The 17378-nt window shown below is 69.2% G+C and carries 16 protein-coding genes and 1 pseudogene; 8 read left to right on the forward strand and 9 right to left on the reverse strand.

Annotated elements, in window-relative coordinates; genetic code table 11:
* The first annotated feature begins 28 nt into the window (after nt 1-28).
* From ACH4U8_RS00245 to ACH4U8_RS00255, 3 genes are all read left to right on the forward strand, one after another.
* On the forward strand, nt 29-1303 hold the full coding sequence (locus ACH4U8_RS00245) for a VWA domain-containing protein (RefSeq protein ID WP_360312644.1): 1275 nt from the start codon (nt 29-31) through the stop codon (nt 1301-1303).
* Nucleotides 1300-2100, forward strand: coding sequence for a peptidase (locus ACH4U8_RS00250; protein WP_360312642.1), 801 nt, complete (start codon nt 1300-1302; stop codon nt 2098-2100). Before ACH4U8_RS00245 ends, ACH4U8_RS00250 begins: the two co-directional genes overlap by 4 nt.
* 128 nt (nt 2101-2228) lie before the next feature.
* Nucleotides 2229-2537: an antibiotic biosynthesis monooxygenase family protein gene (locus ACH4U8_RS00255; RefSeq protein ID WP_379991507.1), complete on the forward strand. Its 309-nt coding sequence runs from the start codon at nt 2229-2231 to the stop codon at nt 2535-2537.
* A 60-nt stretch (nt 2538-2597) separates the two neighbouring features.
* Here ACH4U8_RS00255 and ACH4U8_RS00260 read toward each other — a convergent pair whose 3' ends face one another.
* The 6 genes and pseudogenes from ACH4U8_RS00260 to ACH4U8_RS00285 form a co-directional block, all read right to left on the reverse strand.
* The gene (locus ACH4U8_RS00260) at nt 2598-3713 is read right to left on the reverse strand and encodes a MerR family transcriptional regulator (protein ID WP_395775393.1); all 1116 of its coding nucleotides are present in this window, start codon (nt 3711-3713) and stop codon (nt 2598-2600) included.
* A 121-nt stretch (nt 3714-3834) separates the two neighbouring features.
* On the reverse strand, nt 3835-4440 hold the full coding sequence (locus ACH4U8_RS00265) for a hypothetical protein (RefSeq protein WP_395776004.1): 606 nt from the start codon (nt 4438-4440) through the stop codon (nt 3835-3837).
* A gap of 293 nt (nt 4441-4733) precedes the next feature.
* Nucleotides 4734-5219 (reverse strand): hypothetical protein, encoded by a 486-nt coding sequence (locus ACH4U8_RS00270; protein WP_395776005.1) that lies wholly within the window; start codon nt 5217-5219, stop codon nt 4734-4736.
* 31 nt (nt 5220-5250) lie between these two features.
* Nucleotides 5251-5433, reverse strand: a pseudogene (locus tag ACH4U8_RS00275) (protein-L-isoaspartate(D-aspartate) O-methyltransferase); the annotation flags it as partial.
* Between the two features lie 145 nt (nt 5434-5578).
* Nucleotides 5579-5767, reverse strand: a complete 189-nt coding sequence (locus ACH4U8_RS00280; protein WP_395775394.1) for a DUF397 domain-containing protein — start codon at nt 5765-5767, stop codon at nt 5579-5581.
* On the reverse strand, nt 5764-6657 hold the full coding sequence (locus ACH4U8_RS00285; protein ID WP_360312630.1) for a helix-turn-helix transcriptional regulator: 894 nt from the start codon (nt 6655-6657) through the stop codon (nt 5764-5766). Before ACH4U8_RS00285 ends, ACH4U8_RS00280 begins: the two co-directional genes overlap by 4 nt.
* Before the next feature lie 575 nt (nt 6658-7232).
* On the opposite strand from ACH4U8_RS00285, the gene ACH4U8_RS00290 reads away from it, so the two are divergent.
* The 4 genes from ACH4U8_RS00290 to ACH4U8_RS00305 all read left to right on the forward strand — a co-directional run bounded on the left by ACH4U8_RS00290 (nt 7233) and on the right by ACH4U8_RS00305 (nt 10820).
* On the forward strand, nt 7233-7388 hold the full coding sequence (locus ACH4U8_RS00290; protein ID WP_395775395.1) for a hypothetical protein: 156 nt from the start codon (nt 7233-7235) through the stop codon (nt 7386-7388).
* A 441-nt stretch (nt 7389-7829) separates the two neighbouring features.
* The gene (locus ACH4U8_RS00295; RefSeq protein ID WP_395775396.1) at nt 7830-8615 is read left to right on the forward strand and encodes a hypothetical protein; all 786 of its coding nucleotides are present in this window, start codon (nt 7830-7832) and stop codon (nt 8613-8615) included.
* A 172-nt stretch (nt 8616-8787) separates the two neighbouring features.
* Nucleotides 8788-9645, forward strand: a complete 858-nt coding sequence (locus ACH4U8_RS00300) for a radical SAM protein (protein ID WP_395775397.1) — start codon at nt 8788-8790, stop codon at nt 9643-9645.
* A gap of 38 nt (nt 9646-9683) precedes the next feature.
* Nucleotides 9684-10820, forward strand: a complete 1137-nt coding sequence (locus ACH4U8_RS00305; RefSeq protein ID WP_360312622.1) for a protein-L-isoaspartate(D-aspartate) O-methyltransferase — start codon at nt 9684-9686, stop codon at nt 10818-10820.
* 47 nt (nt 10821-10867) lie between these two features.
* Here ACH4U8_RS00305 and ACH4U8_RS00310 read toward each other — a convergent pair whose 3' ends face one another.
* Complete coding sequence (locus ACH4U8_RS00310) at nt 10868-11377, reverse strand: hypothetical protein (RefSeq protein ID WP_379991500.1); 510 nt, start codon at nt 11375-11377, stop codon at nt 10868-10870.
* A gap of 113 nt (nt 11378-11490) precedes the next feature.
* Entirely contained in the window at nt 11491-12282 is a 792-nt protein-coding gene (locus tag ACH4U8_RS00315; protein WP_360312618.1) for a class III extradiol ring-cleavage dioxygenase, read from the reverse strand.
* A 136-nt stretch (nt 12283-12418) separates the two neighbouring features.
* Between ACH4U8_RS00315 and hrpA the strand changes: the two genes are divergently transcribed.
* Complete coding sequence (gene hrpA / locus ACH4U8_RS00320; RefSeq protein WP_395775398.1) at nt 12419-16372, forward strand: ATP-dependent RNA helicase HrpA; 3954 nt, start codon at nt 12419-12421, stop codon at nt 16370-16372.
* Between the two features lie 36 nt (nt 16373-16408).
* Here the strand turns inward: hrpA and ACH4U8_RS00325 are convergent, their stop codons facing one another.
* Entirely contained in the window at nt 16409-16699 is a 291-nt protein-coding gene (locus ACH4U8_RS00325; RefSeq protein WP_360312614.1) for a YiaA/YiaB family inner membrane protein, read from the reverse strand.
* Nucleotides 16700-17378 lie beyond the last annotated feature (679 nt).

The raw sequence follows: 17378 nt of genomic DNA on the forward strand, positions 1-17378 counted from the left end.
GCCGTTTAGATCCGTAGGATCCTCCCCCGTGACGATCAAGATGCGAAAGGTCGGGGCCGGTGTGATCGGCCTGCTGACGACCTTGGCTGTCGTGGGCGGTTCCGCACCGTCCGCGATGGCCGACGAGACGAATCCGACCGGGCCACCGCCGAAAGTCGAGCTGGTCCTCGACGTGAGCGGTTCGATGAAGGCCAACGACGCCGGCGGGATGACCCGCATGGACGCCGCGAAGAAGGCCTTCAACGAGGTCGTGGACAGTGTCCCGGAGCCGGCCGACTTCGGCGTCCGGGTGCTGGGTGCCACGTACCCGGGCAACGACAAGGCCAAGGGTTGCGTGGACACCCAGCAACTGGCCCCGGTCGGCAGACCCAACAAGGTCGTGATCAAGAACGAGATCGCCAAGTTGGCGCCGACCGGCTGGACTCCGATCGCACTGTCGTTGCGCGAGGCCGCCAAGGACCTGGGCACCGGAGCCGGCAGCCGCCGAATCGTGCTGATCACCGACGGCGAGGAGACCTGCGCGCCGCCCGACCCGTGCGACGTGGCCCGCGAGTTGGCCGCGTCCGGACTCAACCTGATCGTGGACACGCTGGGCCTGGTCCCGGACGAGAACACCCGCCGTCAGCTCTCCTGCATCGCCGAGGCCACCGGCGGCACCTACACCTCGGTGCTGAACGCGGACGAGCTGTCGCAGAAGGTCCAGCAGATCGTCAAGCGCGCGGTGCGCGAGGCGGACGAGACGCCCGCGTCGGTCAAGGGCAGCCCGAACGGCTGCCAGGACGCGCCGTTGCTCGCGCCCGGCGTGTACAGCGACCGCGAGGAGTTCAGCCAGCACCTCTGGTACAAGGTGCCGCTCAAGCCCAACCAGGAGTTGCGGGCCACCGCGACGGTCGGCGCGGACCGCAAGGTCGCGCGCGACTACGACGTGACGGTCACCGCGTTCAGTGAGGACGGCCGCGAACTGGTCGGCAACGCGGGTGCCGGCAACGGCCGTACCGACGTGCAGTCCGCCGGTCTGCGCTACCCGTACAAGACCGACAGCGACAACGCGAAGACGAAGACGATCTGCCTAGTCGTCACCAACGCGTTCGCCGCGCAGCCGAATGTGGCCACCAAGCCGGGCCTGCCGCTGGAGTTGACGGTGGACCTGGTCAAGGCCACCGACAGCAAGGCCGCGAACGTGCACGGCCTGGGCCGGGGTTGGGTGTTCCTCGGCGTACTCGCCGGATTCGGCCTGATCGCAGGGCTGTTGGCCGGTTGGCTGCGTCGCGCGTTCAAGGCTCTCGGAAAGGCGATGTCATGACGGGCGCGATCCGTGGAATGAAGCGGGCGTTGGCGGCGGTCGCCGCGGCGTTCGTGGGTGTGACGTTGTTCGCGGGCCCGGCGATGGCCGACCAGGACACGCCGCCGGGCACCTCGTTCCTGGGTGCGGGCACGCTCGAGTTGGGCGAGGAGGCGCGCTGGTCGGCCTCCCAAGGTGAGTACCTGTACTGGCAGTTCCCGGCCAAGGCGGGCAAGGAGATCCACGCCAAGGTGGACCTGGAGCTGGCCTCGGGCAATGCGCGCAGCGGCCCGGTGACCTACCGGATCGAGATCTACGACGGCCTGCGCCGGCGGCAGCCGTGCGTCGAGGGCAAGCAGGTCGCCACCGCGCAGAAGACCGACAACAAGATCGCCCTGACCTGCACCCCGCGCACGGTGCGCGACTGGGCCGAGCCGTGGTCCACCGACCCGCTGCCCGGGATGTACTTCGTCCGGATCGCCGCGATGGACGTGCCCGCCCTGGACACGGGCGCCGCGACCAAGGTGACCGTACGGGTGGACACCAAGGACGGCGACGACCAGGTGCCGACCTCGGACCGCAGGCTCGCCGACCCGCTGGTGCCGATCACCAAGGCCGGCTCGGTGCTCAAGAGCGGCCAGACCGCGGACACCCGGTCGGTGGCCTGGGACCAGGAAGAGGACCACTGGTACCAGTGGGACTGGATGGACGGCCCGAACGCGCGCTGGTTCTGGACCGCGATGGCGACCTTCGTCGCGGTCGTGTTCGGCATCCTGGGCTACCAGCTCACCCGTAAGAAGCGGCACTGGTTCAGCTAGGACCGGGCCGTCGACGCTCGCTCGTCGGCACCGACGAACCGCCCCGGCACGCTCGACGCCGGGGCGGTTCGCCATGATCCATATCCTGGTGTCGCCTTGACCCGATCCGACGAAGCACGGAGCTTGCCATGATCATCGAACACGCGGACATCACCGTCACGGAGGGCCGCGAGGCGGACTTCGAGGCCGCGTTCCTGCGCGGACGCGAGGTCGTCGCCAAGTCTCCCGGCTTCCGCTGGGCCCGCCTGGTCCGCCAGGTCGAGTCCCCCACGTCGTTCCTGCTGTTGATCGGCTGGGAGACCCTGGAGGCGCACACGGTCGGCTTCCGTGAATCCGACCTCTTCCCGCAGTGGCGGGCCATCGTCGGCGAGTTCTTCGCCGTCCCGCCGACGATCGTGCACTACGAGAGCGACTTGACGCCGGCCGACGAGGGCTGAGCCGCGGCGCCGACGCGGCCCCGATTTGCGCGCCGGATCGGGGTCGCGTTCCCCGACGACTCAGGCCACGAGCAGGCGCAGACCCAGCTCGGCCGCGTCGAGGTCGACCAGGTCGGGGTTGCGTTCGGCCCACCGGCCCGAGGCGAGGTCGGCGCGGAGTGCGTCCACCGCGCGCTTCTCGGCCTGCGGCCCGACCCTGGTCCAGACCGATATCGCGCGGCGCACGTGTTCGTCCAGGTACGCCTCGGGTCGGCGCCAGTACGCCTCGAAGAAGCCGTCGGCACAGTCCCACGGGATGAGCACCGGCTCCATCCGAGCCCCGATCGCGCGGGCGAGCCGATCCACCGAGGGCCGACCGGTGACCAGACCGGCGACCTCGGGCAGGTAGTCGCGGGTGAGCCAGAACCGGTGCAGCCAGCCGGTGTCGGTGGCGTCGTGCGTGAACACCACCACACGACGCGCCACCCGGCGCATCTCGCGCAGCCCGGCGATCGGGTCCTGCCAGTGATGAACGGTGCTGAACGCCATCGCGGCATCGAACGACCGGTCCTCGAACGGCAGGCTCTCCGCGCCGGCGGCCACACACGGCGCCGCACCGGCGGGACGCAACGCCCGCATCACCGCGGACGGTTCCACCGCCGTGACCTCGCGGTCGGGAGGCTCGTAGGAGCCGGTGCCGGCCCCGACGTTGAGCACCGTACGCGCGTCCCCGAGCGCCTCCCAGACCCGCGCGGCGATCCGCGGCTCGGTGCGCCGCGTCGCCGGGTAGGCGGACCCGATGGTGTCGTACAACTGCTTTCCGACCCCTCTCAGTTGCTCCTCCGGCGTGGTCCTGATCCCCATCGCCCGTGCCTCCAGTTCCTTGTCGATGGCCGTCACCATGCCCGCGGCGCGGTCCCGCTGATCCAGCAGCAGGCCGCGCAGTCGACGCAGGTGCGCGACCGCGTCGGTGGCCGGGTCGTCGACCAGATCGGCGATCTCGCGCAACCCGAAGCCCAACCGCCGGTAGGCCAGCACCTCCCGCAGTCGCTCGACGTCCGCCACCGCGTAGGCCCGATACCCTGCCGCGGTCCGCGCGGACGGCCGCACGAGGCCGATCTCGTCGTAGTGATGCAGCGTGCGGACGGTCACTTCGGCCAACTCGGCCACCCGCCCCACGGTCAGGTGCTCTTCCACACCCCCGACAATGCGCCATGACGCCACGTGAGGGTCAACCACGCCACTCCCCCCGGCGCGGCTCCCGGTCGGCCGGGGGACGGCCGGGCGCGCCCGGCCGGCGCCCCGCCGAGCGGCGAACTCAGCCGCGGGGCAGGTCCCAGGTCAGGGAATTGTCGGGAAGGTGGACGGTTTGTCGATCGGGCGTGATCGACAGGCGGAAGGCGTCGACGGCGGGTGAGCCCTGCACCCGCCATGCGGCCGCAGCCCGCTCGGCGAGGTCCCAGAGGCGACGAGGGCCTCCTTCGCGGACCCGCCACGACCCATCCCGCTGGGGCAACAGCGTCGCGAAGGAGCCGTCGACGTCCAGGACATGGTCCAACTGCGGGCCGTCGCCCACCAGCATCCCCACGACCAGGCCCGGCAACGTCGACGACGACGGCACTCCGAAGACGGGCCCGGTCGCGTCCCTGGGACGAACTCCGTTGTCGAGTTGGGTGACCAGAGTGACGTCCTCGTACACCCGGGCCAACGTCGCGGCATCTCCGACCACGGGAGCCCACATCGTGCCCCGCTCGGTGTCCACGCGCTCGAACCACTCGGGCGCGAACACCTCCCGGGGCACCGACTCCACAGCCACGCGCCACGCCGGCGTGCGCAGATCCCCGCGGGCGGCGAGTTCGTCGGCGAGACGACGCCGCAACAGGGCACCGTCCCGGATCGAGGCGGAGGGGGCGGGAGGATTCACGTCGAGCTTCCGTTCCGGAGTAGATCGGCGATCGCCGCCGAGATCGGCATCCCTGTGGACGCCTCGATCCACCCGTACTGCCCCAGTGGATTGCATTCGTAGAACAGAAACTCCCGGACGCGGTGAGGGCAAAATCCAGGGCTCCGTAGGACAGCCGCTGGTCGCGCATGTACCGGATGGTGGCCCGGGCCACGGGTTCGGGGAGTTCCATGACGCTGTACCGGTGACGGCCGTAGTCGCTGCGCCAGTCCAACAGGCCCGAGTCGATGCGCGCGGTGAACCGTGACTCCTTGCTACTGCGGGGACTTCCACGGTGCGTGGAGTTCGTTGTCGGGGGACTTGAACCACGGGCGTTGGCATACCGTGCCGTCGTCCGCGACGGTGACGGTCAAGCCGAAGGCGTGCGCGGGTGGTTGGCCGGCGTTCGTCCAGCAGTGGTAGGCCGCTTGGACCTCGGTCCACAGGTCTCGTGGGCCGGCTTCGTACGCGGCGGACTTGTAGCCGTCGGCGAAGGTGGCCGCTGCAATGGACGGGCCCGCTCCCATGTCGGGGGCGTACAACCACAGGGTGCCCGGTACGGGGTCCGGAACGCAGTTGGGAACGTGGAGGCCGATCACGAATTGCACGGGGTCGTAGGCTCCGCCCGTGATATCGCCGATGTCGATGTCGGGGGTGGACTCGCGCGCGTTGTCGGTCCAGTCGTCCGGGAAAGACGTCTCGGGGTATCCGTGACGTTGGTCGCGGAGTTTTAAATGAGGACGGTCGAACGAACGGCCCACACGCGCGTCCGGGTTCGGTTTTGGTAAGCCTGAGAATCTGGTCGTGAGGGGTGTAGTCGGTACCCCAGGGCATGACGATGGTGGCGCTGTCGCCGACCTGTTCGATCCAGGCTGCGGGAACGCGGCGCACGCCGGCGGTGATGTGGACGCGCTCGTACGGCGCACCAGCCGGGTGGCCGAGTGCGCCGTCGCCTGTGCAACGCACGGGTGCCACGCGCGGAACGTCAATCGCGCACCGCGAAGAATGGCGGCCAAAACGTGTCAACGCCGGCAGATACGGTGACGCAGACGAGGACGCCCCCTATACCGGGGGCCGCCCTCCAGGGTGATCTTTGGGCGACGGTCCGCCGCGCTCTATGTCAACGGAAGCCATCGCTCAGGAACTGCTCCCATGCGCTGGGGGCGAACTCCTGAACAGGGCCGGCATTGAGCTTGCTGTCCTTGACGCCGATGGTCGAGTCGAGCGGTGCAACGGTGACGCAGCCGTTGCCCTCTCCCGAATGGGTGGACTTGCGCCAAGGCGCATCGGGGTGCCTGTTCTGGATCACGAAATCTCTCTCAATTTTCGGTGAAGAAGTTCGAGGGTCTTCTCCTGTGGCAACGCCTGCCTGTCCAACTCCTCGAACACTCGCAGTGTGCGTTGGATGTCGCGCTCATTGTCGCGCAGGACACTCCCGCCGACTACGTCCAGGTATACGACCGAGCTGCTGGCGTCACCAAACTCCAGAAGGTTGATGCCGCAGGGGTACATGGCCTTGAGACCGGCGCTGTTGGGCACGACGCGAATCGTGATGTTCGAGCGGTCGACCTCATCGATGAGGCGTTGCATCTGAGCCGCCATCAGCTCCGGTCCCGCACCAGCGGTCAACAAGAGCGTCGCCTCGGTGATGTAGGCGGTCAGCACGAGGGGTTCGGAACCGTCAAGACGTTCCTGCCGAAGCATTCGTACTCGCGTGTGGTCCGCGCGTTCGTCGGCACCCATGGCCAGGTAGGCGCCGTGCTGGGTCAACGCGGCGTAGTCCCGAGTCTGGAGCAGGCCAGGAATGCCGAGAGGCAAATATTCCTGGGACCGGACGGCTTCGTGCTCGATTGCGATGCGTTGGTACAAGTCCGCGCTCAGGATCGAACCGTACGCCTCGTACCACAGGTGCGGTTTTGGCAGCGCGCCCTCCGCAGGCAACAACTCGTAGAAGCGACCCTGTTGATCCTTCGGCACACCGTAAAGCTTGAGAAGAAGTTTGACGTCATCACGCGTCGGCTTGGCGTCTCCGTTCTCGAGTCGGCTCAACCGGCTGACCGAGAAGGCGCTTTGGGTCTTCTCCACGACCCACTTCAGCGATCTTCCGCGCACTCGCTTGCGTTCCGCCTTGAGCATCGCACCGAGCGTGCGTTGCCCAACGACGCTGCCGCCGGTGACCGAACCGCGTGTGCTCGCCATGACTGCCTCCCTGTGAGCGCTCATTCTGCACCACGAACGACCGTGACGATGTCGCCCGTTCGGGGGACTAAGAAATTCTCTCTGGGATTTTCATTGACGTCACCAGTGAAAGTTTGGCACGGTACGAACAGCAACCCACAGCGCATGCAAGATCACCTTGTGCAACAGGAACACTCAGCCGCACCGACCCCAACCTCCAGGGGAGAGCCGTGCCTACCGACACCACATGCCTGCCGACCCGCGCCGATGACCTGCCGTTGGCGATCGAACGCCCGGATGCGGATGGCCTCGACGAAGTCGCCTCGCTCTCCGCCATACGGAAGAGGGCGGTGGGCCTGTGTGTCGCCGCCCGCATCGACAGTCGAAGATCGACAGCGCGGAGTTGGCGCTCAACGAGTTGGCGACGAACGCCGTTACCTACGGCAGGCGCCCGATCGTGGTGTGTATCGCCATCGCGGGGCGTCGGTTGGTGGTGGCGGTGTGGGGACGCGCGGGGTGACTGCCTTCCGAAGCCGGTCCTCACCAAGTCCTCGGCAAACGGCACTCGCGGCCGGGGATTGCTCATCGTCAAGGAGTTGGCCGACGCCGTCTCATGGCTGACCGACGGCACATCCAAGTGCGTCCGGGCCGTCTTCGAACTGCCGACCTCGGCCAATCCGCACTTCCTCGCGGTGCGCCTGTGCTGTCCCGCTCCGCCGCCGGATTCCGAGGAATCGGCCCTCGCGTCGTGAGCGAGCGACCGAAGCGACCGGCATCCGAACATCCGCCCGACTACGGGTCGGTCATCGAATCCCAGTCGCCCGAACCGCCGTACCGCCGTCGCGGCATCGTGGTTCGGCTCGCCGGTGACCAGGTCGTCGTGGGCTTGCCGAGCCCACGAGCCACCCCTGAGCGGCCCACCGACTCGGCGCCCTGGGCGGCGATGGCCACGGTGGTCGTTCGAAAGCCGAGACACAGCACCATTCCTGACGACACGTCATCTCAGAGCTGAGCTGCCTGCACCACTCCCACCAGCTGCGCCGGCGCGGGCCTCCCGTTGCACATTCCACCCTGCATCGACGCGAGGCCCAACTCCCGCTCCACTGAGGCGACTTGCCGTCCCGGCGGACTCTCGCCCCACCGTGCCGCCTTCCCGCCCGGATCCGCCACCGCGCCCACCCGCTGGAGCCTTTATGTCCCGCACGCCCTCCACCGTCGGCATCCACCGCCTGTCCCCCGCCCAAGGAGTCGCGTTCACCGATGCCGGGGATGTCGCCCGCCTGTTCCTGCCGGCGCTTCGCCTCGCGGAGTCGACCCTGCTGCCCGGCTCGAACCTGGGCCGAGCCGTCTTCGAGTGGGTCGTACCGGGAGAACACGTCTCGCGCACCCTCGAACATGAATCCGGTTGCCGCGCCTGGCCGGAGACCGTGCCGCTCGCGCTCGGCGAACTGGACGCGAGGCTGCACACCTCGCCCATCGGCAGCCACACCACCGCCCCCTTGTCCCTCATCCACCCCGCGACCGGGTTCTCCGCAGTCTTCCCGGCGTACGAGGCGCCTTCCGTCGACGCCCAGGGGGTGTTCGTCAACGCAACCGGGAGACCGGTCGACACGCCACCGTTGACCCTGGGAGTCGTCACCGCCGCGCCGGACGGCATCGTCGTCACCGATCGAGGTGTGTGGCACACCCTCGTCCCCGAATACCCGCCCCTGGTGGGGTTCGGCACGAACCTGGCCGTCCACCTGGCCCACTTGGCTCCCGTACACACGGCCCTCCCGCCCGAGATGTATCGCCTGGCCGTCGCGAACCGGTGGGTCGGCGTCGTCGCCACGTTCGGCACCCGCACGGCCCGGCACTGTCCATGCGGTCGCACAACCAGGGAGCACCGCCCCTCGTGGCGCGACCTCCGCATCGCGGCTGCCGCCTCGGGCCAGTGCCTTCCGGACGTGGCCGCCCTTCGGCGGGCCGGCCCGACCTGACGCCCCGACTCCACCACCACGCCGGCCCGCCCACTCATGCGAACGCATGCCGCCGCCTCAGCGTGACAACCGCCCAAAATCCGGACAGTGTGCGACTTTTCGAACAGACTGAGTGATGTGCCGTGCATCGGAAACAAGTCCCGGCACGACATCACCGAAGGGAACAACGCGCGTGACCACAGTCCTCGACCAGCAAACCCCACCGGCCGCCACCCAACGCCTCAAGGTGGTCCGACTCACGATCACCCATGCCTGCCAGGCCAGTTGCGTGCACTGCTTCAACAAGTCCGGCCCGCAGGGCACCGCCGGCAGCATGGCGCTCACCGACTGGCTGTCCGTCCTGGACCAAGGAGCCGCCCTGGGCGCGACGCAAACCCAGATCTCCGGCGGAGAAGCCACACTGAACCCGAACCTGCCCGACCTCGTCCACCACGCCCTGAAGCTCGGCATGTGGGTCGAGGTGTTCAGCAACCTCATCCACGTCCGCGAACCCCACTGGGCCACCTTCCGGCACGACGGCGTGAGCCTCGGCTTCTCCTACTACAGCGACCTCGCATCCCAGCACGAGAAGATCACCCGGCAACGCGGTTCCTACGAGCGCACCAAGGCCAACGTCCGCAAAGCCGTGGAATACCGCATCCCGCTGCGCGCCTCGATAGTCGACATCCTCGAAGGCCAACGCATCACCGAGGCCGAAGCCGAACTCCGCGCCCTGGGCGTGACGCGCATCGGAATCGACCGGCAACGCGCGATCGGCCGCGCCGCCGTCGGCGACACCCTCGACCCAGGCCAGTTGTGCGGCCACTGCACCGACGGCCAGATCGCCATCGGCCCCGACGGGGACGTCTCCGCCTGCCCGATGTCCGCCCAGGTCGTCACCGGCAACGCACACACCCAATCCCTCGAAACCATCATCGGCGGTCAACCCTGGCGAGCGTTGGCGAAGTCCATCCCGCGACGACTCGCCGATCCCCCGTGCCAACCGAAGTCCGACTCCTGCGCGCCCAATCCCGGCGTCCGCAACGCCTGACGGCCGCACAACATCCGACGAAAGACGAAAGCAGGCCCATGGACTGGAAATCCCGTGCGGCAGCGCTGGCCGCCGACACCGTGCACGCCTCGTCGCGCTGGCACGCGCCGATCACCGAGATCCCCCGCCACGAATTCGTGCCCCGCTGGTGGCAGGCCGATCGTGACCGGTCGCGCTGGACCTTGCGCGACGGCGTCTCCGATCCGGACCGGTGGCTCGACACCGCCTACGCCAACCGCACCATCGTCACCCGCCTCGGCGCGCTGCACGCCGACCACGCCGACCCCACCGACCGCCCCACCGGCAACCCCACCTCCTCCTCGACCCTCCCCTGCCTGGTCGTCGCGATGTACCGCCAGGCGATGATCACCGACGGCGCCGAAACGTTGTGCGTGACCGGCACCGGGTACGGCACCGCGCTGCTCGCCCACCGGCTCGGCGATCGACACGTGACCAGCGTCGACGTCGACCCGTACCTCGTCGACACCGCCGCGGACCGCCTGGCGCGGGTCGGCCGTCACCCACACGTGCAGGTCTGCGACATCACCGGCCCGCTACCCGGCGCCTATGACCGCATCGTCGCCACCGTCGGCCTACCCGGCGTCCCGACGAGTTGGCTCGCCGCACTCCGGCCGGGCGGCAGGCTGGTGACCAACCTCGGCGGCACCGGCCTGGTCATCGCCGCCGACGCCACGCCCGACGGCGGCGCCCGAGGGCAAGTCACCGAGGAGCGCGCCGGGTTCATGGTCACTCGGTCCGGCCAGGACTACCCGCCCTCGCTCGACACCGCGCACGCCTGGACCGACGAGGGGGACGACGTCGGCATCGGCCGATACCCGGTCGTCAGCGTGCAGGACACCTGGGGACTGATGTCGGCCTTCGCGCTGGAGGCCCCGGGCGTACACCACGCGTACCGGGTGGCCGAGAACGACATCCGCACCGCGGTCATGGTCCACGAGGACGGATCATGGGCCCGGGCCACCGGCCGCTACGGCGAACCGCCGACCCTGCACCAGTCCGGCCCGCAACGCCTGTGGACCGTCCTGGACGACATCCGCAGCCGATGGCTCTCCGACGGCGGATTGCCGGAATACGGCGCCACGGCCGTCATCGACCCGGACGGCACCCTGCACCTCTGCCGAGGCGCGTGGAAGGCGACCATCTCACCCGCCTGAACCCGAGCACGACCACACGACCACGGCCCCGGTCCCGCGCCCGCCCCTCAGTCCTCCCACAGCCCCGCCACCGTCAGGCCCGGGTCGATGTCGGCCAGGGCTCGGGTCGGGTCCAGGGTCGGGAGCACGCGGTGGGTCGCCGCGGCGTGGGCGTAGACCAGGAGGAGGTCCTCGGCGGTCCAGCGGACCGAGGGCCACACCGCGTCCCGGCCCGGCAGCAGCCGGGTGAGCCGGGTGTGGAATTCGTCGAGTTCGGCCGGGTTCGTGAAGGTCCGGGCCGCCTCGATCGCGTCGTGGTCGGTGCGCAGCAGCGCGTGCGCGGGCACCACCGGGACCCGCATCACCGCGTCGGGGTCGGTGTCCGCCATGCCCATGGTGTGCGCCACGCGGTAGAGCGCCGACGCCATCAGCAGCGCGACGAGCAGCCCACTGTCCTCCCGCACGCCCCCGGACGGGAAGAACCTCGCGTCCCAGAAGGGCTGTTCGGTGTGCAGATGCTCGCGCACGAGCATGCAGCCGACTCCCACGCAGCTCTGCGGCAGGGTTCTGGCAGCCATGCGGCTACGTTACGGCTCCGGTGGCGCGCCGTGGCGCAGTTCCGTTTATTTACGATATTGGTCTACTTCGGAGCATTGGGCGCCGAAGTAGACAGCAGACGCAGCCCCGCAGGTCATCCGAGCTGGATGGACCGCTTGGACAGGCCGAACCAAAAGCCGTCGATGACCTGGTTCAGCCGGTCCAGATCCTCGTGGCCCGCGCCGAGCGAGACGAACAGCGGCGCCAAGTGCTCGGTCCGGGGGTGCGCCAGGCGCGCGGCGGGCGCCTTGTGGGTGAAGTCGAGCAGCGTGTCCACGTCACCACCCCGAAACGCCTCGTCGCCCCAGTGGTCGAATTCGCGCGACCACCCCGGCGCCGGCGCCTCCGGCCGCATGTCCAGGCCGCGCAGGTTGTGGGTGAAGAACCCGCTGCCCACGATCAGCACGCCCTCGTCCCGCAGCGGCGCGAGCCGTTGGCCGACCCGGTAGAGCCCGACCGGATCGAGCGTGGGCAGCGACATCTGCAGCACCGGCACGTCGGCGTCGGGATACATCTCCACCAGCGGCACGTACGCGCCGTGATCCAGCCCGCGCTCCGGCGCGTCCCGCACGTCCGGCCCGAGCAGCGCCCGCACCCGCGCCGCCAGCTCCGGCGCGCCCGGCGCCGGATAGGTGACCCGGTAGTAGTGCTCGGGAAAGCCCCCGAAGTCGTACACCAGCGGGATCGTGCGGGTCGCACCGAGCGCGATCGGGGCGTCCTCCCAGTGCGCGGACACCATCAGGATCGCGGTGGGCCGGGGCAGGTCGGCGGACCAGGCGGCGAGCTGGCCGGTCCACAAAGCGTCGTCCGCGAGCGGCGGCGCACCGTGGCCGAGATAGAGGACGGGCATGCGCGGTACGGCGCGCGGCGACGAGACGGTGTCCATGGGCCCAGGATACCAAGTAGTTCTACGTTCAACAATTGACACGACAGGGGGATCGAGGAGTGAAACACCGCCGATCACCGTCGGGAGTAATCCACTGGCCTGCGCCCCGGGGGTGCCACTTATCCTTGACCCCGTAATGGGAACGCCAGTAGCCACATCTCAGCTCGCCGACCTCCAGGCGCGCCTGCCCCACCTGATGCTTCGGGATCAGGACCGTCTGCGCCGTCGCCTCGACCGGACCCGCAAGAGCCGCAAGGGCCCGCAGCAGGTCGCCGAGACCGAGAGCCTGATCACCGCGTTCGACGCCGCCGAGACGCGGATCGCGAACCGGCGCGCCGCCGTGCCCACGATCGGGTACCCCCAGGCCCTGCCGGTCAGCCAGAAGAAGGACGACATCCTGGCCGCGATCCGCGATCACCAGGTCGTGATCGTCGCGGGCGAGACCGGCTCCGGCAAGACCACCCAGATCCCCAAGATCTGCCTCGAACTCGGTCGCGGTGTCCAGGGACTGATCGGCCACACCCAGCCCCGCCGCATCGCCGCGCGCACGGTCGGTGACCGGATCGCCGAGGAGCTGGGCGGACAACTCGGCGACGTGGTCGGGTACAAGGTCCGCTTCAACGACCAGTCGAGCGACAACACGCTGGTCAAGCTGATGACCGACGGCATCCTGCTCGCCGAGGTGCAAAACGATCGGCTGTTGCGCCAGTACGACACGCTGATCATCGACGAGGCCCACGAGCGCAGCCTCAACATCGACTTCCTGCTCGGCTACCTCAAACAGTTGTTGCCGCGTCGGCCCGACCTCAAGGTGATCATCACCTCGGCCACGATCGACCCGGAGCGTTTCTCGCAACACTTCGACGACGCGCCGATCATCGAGGTGTCCGGCCGTACCTATCCGGTCGAGGTGCGATATCGCCCGCTCGTCGCGGAGGTCGACGAGGACGAGGACGACGACGAGCCGGCGGCCAAGCGCCGACCCGACGATCGTGATCAGGTCCAGGCGATCAGCGACGCGGTGGACGAACTGCTCGGCGAGCCGGCCGGCGACATCCTGGTCTTCCTCAGCGGCGAGCGGGAGATCCGGGACACCGCCGAGGCGCTGAACAAACGCCAGTTGCGCAACACCGAGGTGCTGCCGCTGTACGCGCGGCTGTCCGCCGCCGAACAACATCGGGTCTTCCAGCAACACTCCGGTCGCCGGATCGTGCTCGCGACCAACGTCGCGGAGACCTCGCTGACCGTGCCGGGCATCAAGTACGTGATCGACCCGGGCACCGCGCGCATCTCCCGGTACAGCCTGCGCACCAAGGTGCAGCGGTTGCCGATCGAGGCCGTCTCGCAAGCCTCCGCCAATCAGCGCAAGGGCCGCAGCGGGCGCACCTCGGACGGCATCTGCATCCGGCTGTACTCCGAGGAGGACTTCGAGTCGCGGCCCGAGTTCACCGACCCGGAGATCCTGCGCACCAACCTGGCCTCGGTCATCCTGCAGATGACCGCGCTGGGCCTGGGCGACATCGCCGCCTTCCCGTTCGTGGAGCCGCCGGATCGGCGCAACATCAAGGACGGCGTACAACTCCTCCAGGAACTGGGCGCGCTGGACCCGGACGAGGCGGACGTACGCAAGCGGCTGACCCCGGTCGGCCGCAAGTTGTCCCAGCTTCCGGTGGACCCTCGGCTGGCCCGGATGATCCTGGAGGCGGACCGCAACGGCGTGGTCCGCGAAGTGCTGATCATCGCGTCCGCGCTGTCCATCCAGGACCCGCGCGAGCGACCCGTCGAACACCAGCAGCACGCCGACCAGTTGCACGCGCGGTTCGCGGACAAGGAATCCGACTTCCTCGCGTATCTCAACCTGTGGAACTACATCAAGGAACAGCGCGACGAGCTGTCCTCCAGCCGGTTCCGCAAGTTGTGCAAGAGCGAGTTCCTGCACTACCTGCGCATACGCGAATGGCAGGACCTGCACAGCCAGTTGCGCTCGGCCGCCAAGTCGCTGGGCATCGAGGCGACCGGTGAGCCGCAGGAGCCGAACACCCAGCACATCCACACCGCGATCCTCTCCGGCCTGCTCTCGCACATCGGCCTGATGGACCCGGCCAAGCGCGAGTACGGCGGCGCGCGCGGCACCCGCTTCTCGGTCTTCCCCGGCTCGGCGCTGTTCAAGAAGCCGCCGCGCTGGGTGATGGCGGCCGAACTGGTCGAGACGTCGCGGCTGTGGGCGCGGATCGCCGGCCGGATCGAGCCGGAGTGGATCGAGCCGCTGGCCGGGCACCTGGTCAAGCACACCTACAGCGAGCCGCACTGGGAACAGAAGATGGCCGCGGTGATGGCCTACGAGAAGGTCACGCTGTACGGCGTGCCGATCGTGGCCGCGCGCAAGGTCGGCTACGGCAAGGTCGATCCGGAGCTGTCCCGCGAACTGTTCATCCGGCACGCCCTGGTGGAGGGCGACTGGCGTACGCACCACAAGTTCTTCGCGGCCAACCGGCGACTGCTCGCCGACGTCGAGGAGCTCGAACACCGGGCCCGGCGCCGGGACATCATGGTCGACGACGAGACCCTGTTCGACTTCTACGACGAGCGCATCCCCGCCGACGTGGTCTCCGGACGGCACTTCGACGCGTGGTGGAAGAAGGCCCACCGCACCGAGCCGGACCTGCTGAGCTTCGAGAAGTCCATGCTGATCAACGCCAAGGCGGGCGGGATCACCGAGGAGGACTACCCGAACACGTGGGTCGAGGAGGGCCTGGAGCTCAGGCTGACCTACCAGTTCGAGCCCGGCTCGAACGCGGACGGGGTCACCGCGCACATCCCGGTCGCGGTGCTCAACCAGCTCACCGGCGACGGCTTCGACTGGCAGATCCCGGGCCTGCGCGAGGAGTTGGTGACCTCGTACATCCGCGCGCTGCCCAAGGGCATCCGCCGCGGGTTCGTGCCCGCGCCGGACTACGCCCGCGCGATCCTGGCCCGGATCCCGGCCCGCCGGGGGTCGTTGGTGGACGTGCTGGAGCGCGAGCTGAGCCGGATGGCCGGCATGCCGGTCAAGCGCGAGACGTGGGACCTGTCGAAGGTGCCCGACCACGTACGGATGACCTTCCGGGTGCTCGACGACGACCGGCGCACGCTCGCCGAGGGCAAGGACCTGGAGGCGCTCAAGCTCAAGCTGCGCGACCGCATGCGGGCGGCGGTGTCCGAGGCGGCGAGCACGCTGGACATCGAGCGCACCGGCGTGACCGCCTGGACCATCGGCGAACTGCCGCGCGTGGTCGAGCAGCGGCGCGGGCCGCTGGTGGTCAAGGCGTATCCGGCGCTGGTCGACGAGGGCGCCTCGGTGGCGGTCCGGCTGTTCGACAGCGAGTCGGAGCAGGCGCGCGCGATGCGGCTCGGGACGCGGCGCCTGGTGTTGCTGAACGTGCAGTCGCCGGTCAAGCAGATCCAGGGGCGGCTGCCCAACATGGCCAAGCTGACCCTCAGTCACAACCCGCACGGGGGCATCGATCCGCTCTTCGAGGACATCCTCGCGTGCGCGGCGGACATGCTGATCCAGGACGCGGGCGGCCCGGTGTGGGACGAGGCGGGCTTCGTCCGGCTGCGCGACCGGGTCAAGGCGGGGCTGCCGCGGCTGACCGAGGACACCGTGGTCAAGGTCGAGCGCATCCTGGGCGCGTCGCACAACGTCGCCGGGCGGCTGAAGGCGACCCGGAGTCCGGCCCTGGCGCCGGCGCTGGCCGACCTGAAGGCGCAGTACACGGCGCTGGTGCACAAGGGATTCGTGGCCGGGGCGGGTTGGCGGCGGCTGCCGGACGTACATCGCTATCTCCAGGCGATGGAGCGCCGGCTGCAACGCCTGGAGGCGGACCCGGTGCGGGACCGCGAGCGCATGCTGAAGGTCCATCAGATCCAGGCTGCCTACCGGGATTTGATGGACCGTCAGACCAAGGGTGCGCCGATTCCGGCCGAGGTGGCGGCGGTGCGTTGGCAGATCGAGGAACTGCGGGTGAGCTACTTCGCCCAGTCCCTGGGCACGCCGCAGCCGGTGTCGGACAAGCGGATCCTGAAGACGATCGAGGAACTGGGCCAGTAGCGGAGCGGCGCGAAATCGGGCGCCGCCCGCCCGCGTTCAGACCAGGTCGTTCTTGAACAGGTCGTGGTCGGTCAGCAACTTCTCCAGGCGCGCCTGGTCGACCCGATTGACCACGGCCTCGCTCTCCTGGCGGTCACGGACGACCTTGGCGACGGTGATGCTGGACGTCACGACGTAGAGCACGCCGAGCCCGAGGAAGGCGCGGATCCAGCGGTCCACCGGGAGGTAGACGATCCCGATCATGACCGCGCTCACGGACACGCCGAAGGACAGCGCGGCCTGGACGAAGAAGCCATGGGTGTTGTTGGTGCGCAGCGGCGATGTCATGGCAACAGTGTTGGGCCGGATGGGTGTTGTGCACATGAGTAGATGTACTCATCCGGACCCGGCCCCCGGTTCGAATCCGGGGGCCGGGCCGTACGGATCACGTCGGCCGCGAAGGTGTGCCTCGGTCGGGGTCAGGCGGCTCGCCAACGCGCCCGGATGTCGCCCGCCTTGTTCGAGCAGATCATCGCCGTGCCCTTGACCGTGGTGCCGCGAGCGCCGACCGGCGCGCGGAACGCGCCGGGATGGACCGAACCGGCCTGCCCGGAATCAGGCTTTGCCGGAGGATCCTTCTTCGGCGGGTCCGGCTTGGGCGGATCCTTCTTCGGCGGATCCTGTCGGCGCGGATCCTGCTTGGGTGGATCGACTGCGGCCGGGTCCTGTTTCGGCGGTTCCTCGGCCTTCGGCGGCACGGCGGCCGGCGGCGAGGTCGGCGGCGCGGACGAGGACTGCGTGGCGGTCGGCGGCGCGCTGGTCGACGGGGCCGTGGCAGGCGAGTTGGCAATCCGATCATGTGATCGAATCGAGATGCATGGCCAACCGGGTTGTCCGGTCCTGGCCGAAAAGTGCCGCGGGGGGGCCCCCGGGGGGGGGGGGGCGGGGGGGGGGGCCCCAACCCACCCCCCGGGGGGGGGGGCCGCCGGGGGGGCGGGGTGGGCGGGGCCCGGGGCGGCGGCGCGCC

The sequence above is a fragment of the Embleya sp. NPDC020886 genome (genome assembly GCF_044333915.1).
Lineage (GTDB): Bacteria > Actinomycetota > Actinomycetes > Streptomycetales > Streptomycetaceae > Embleya.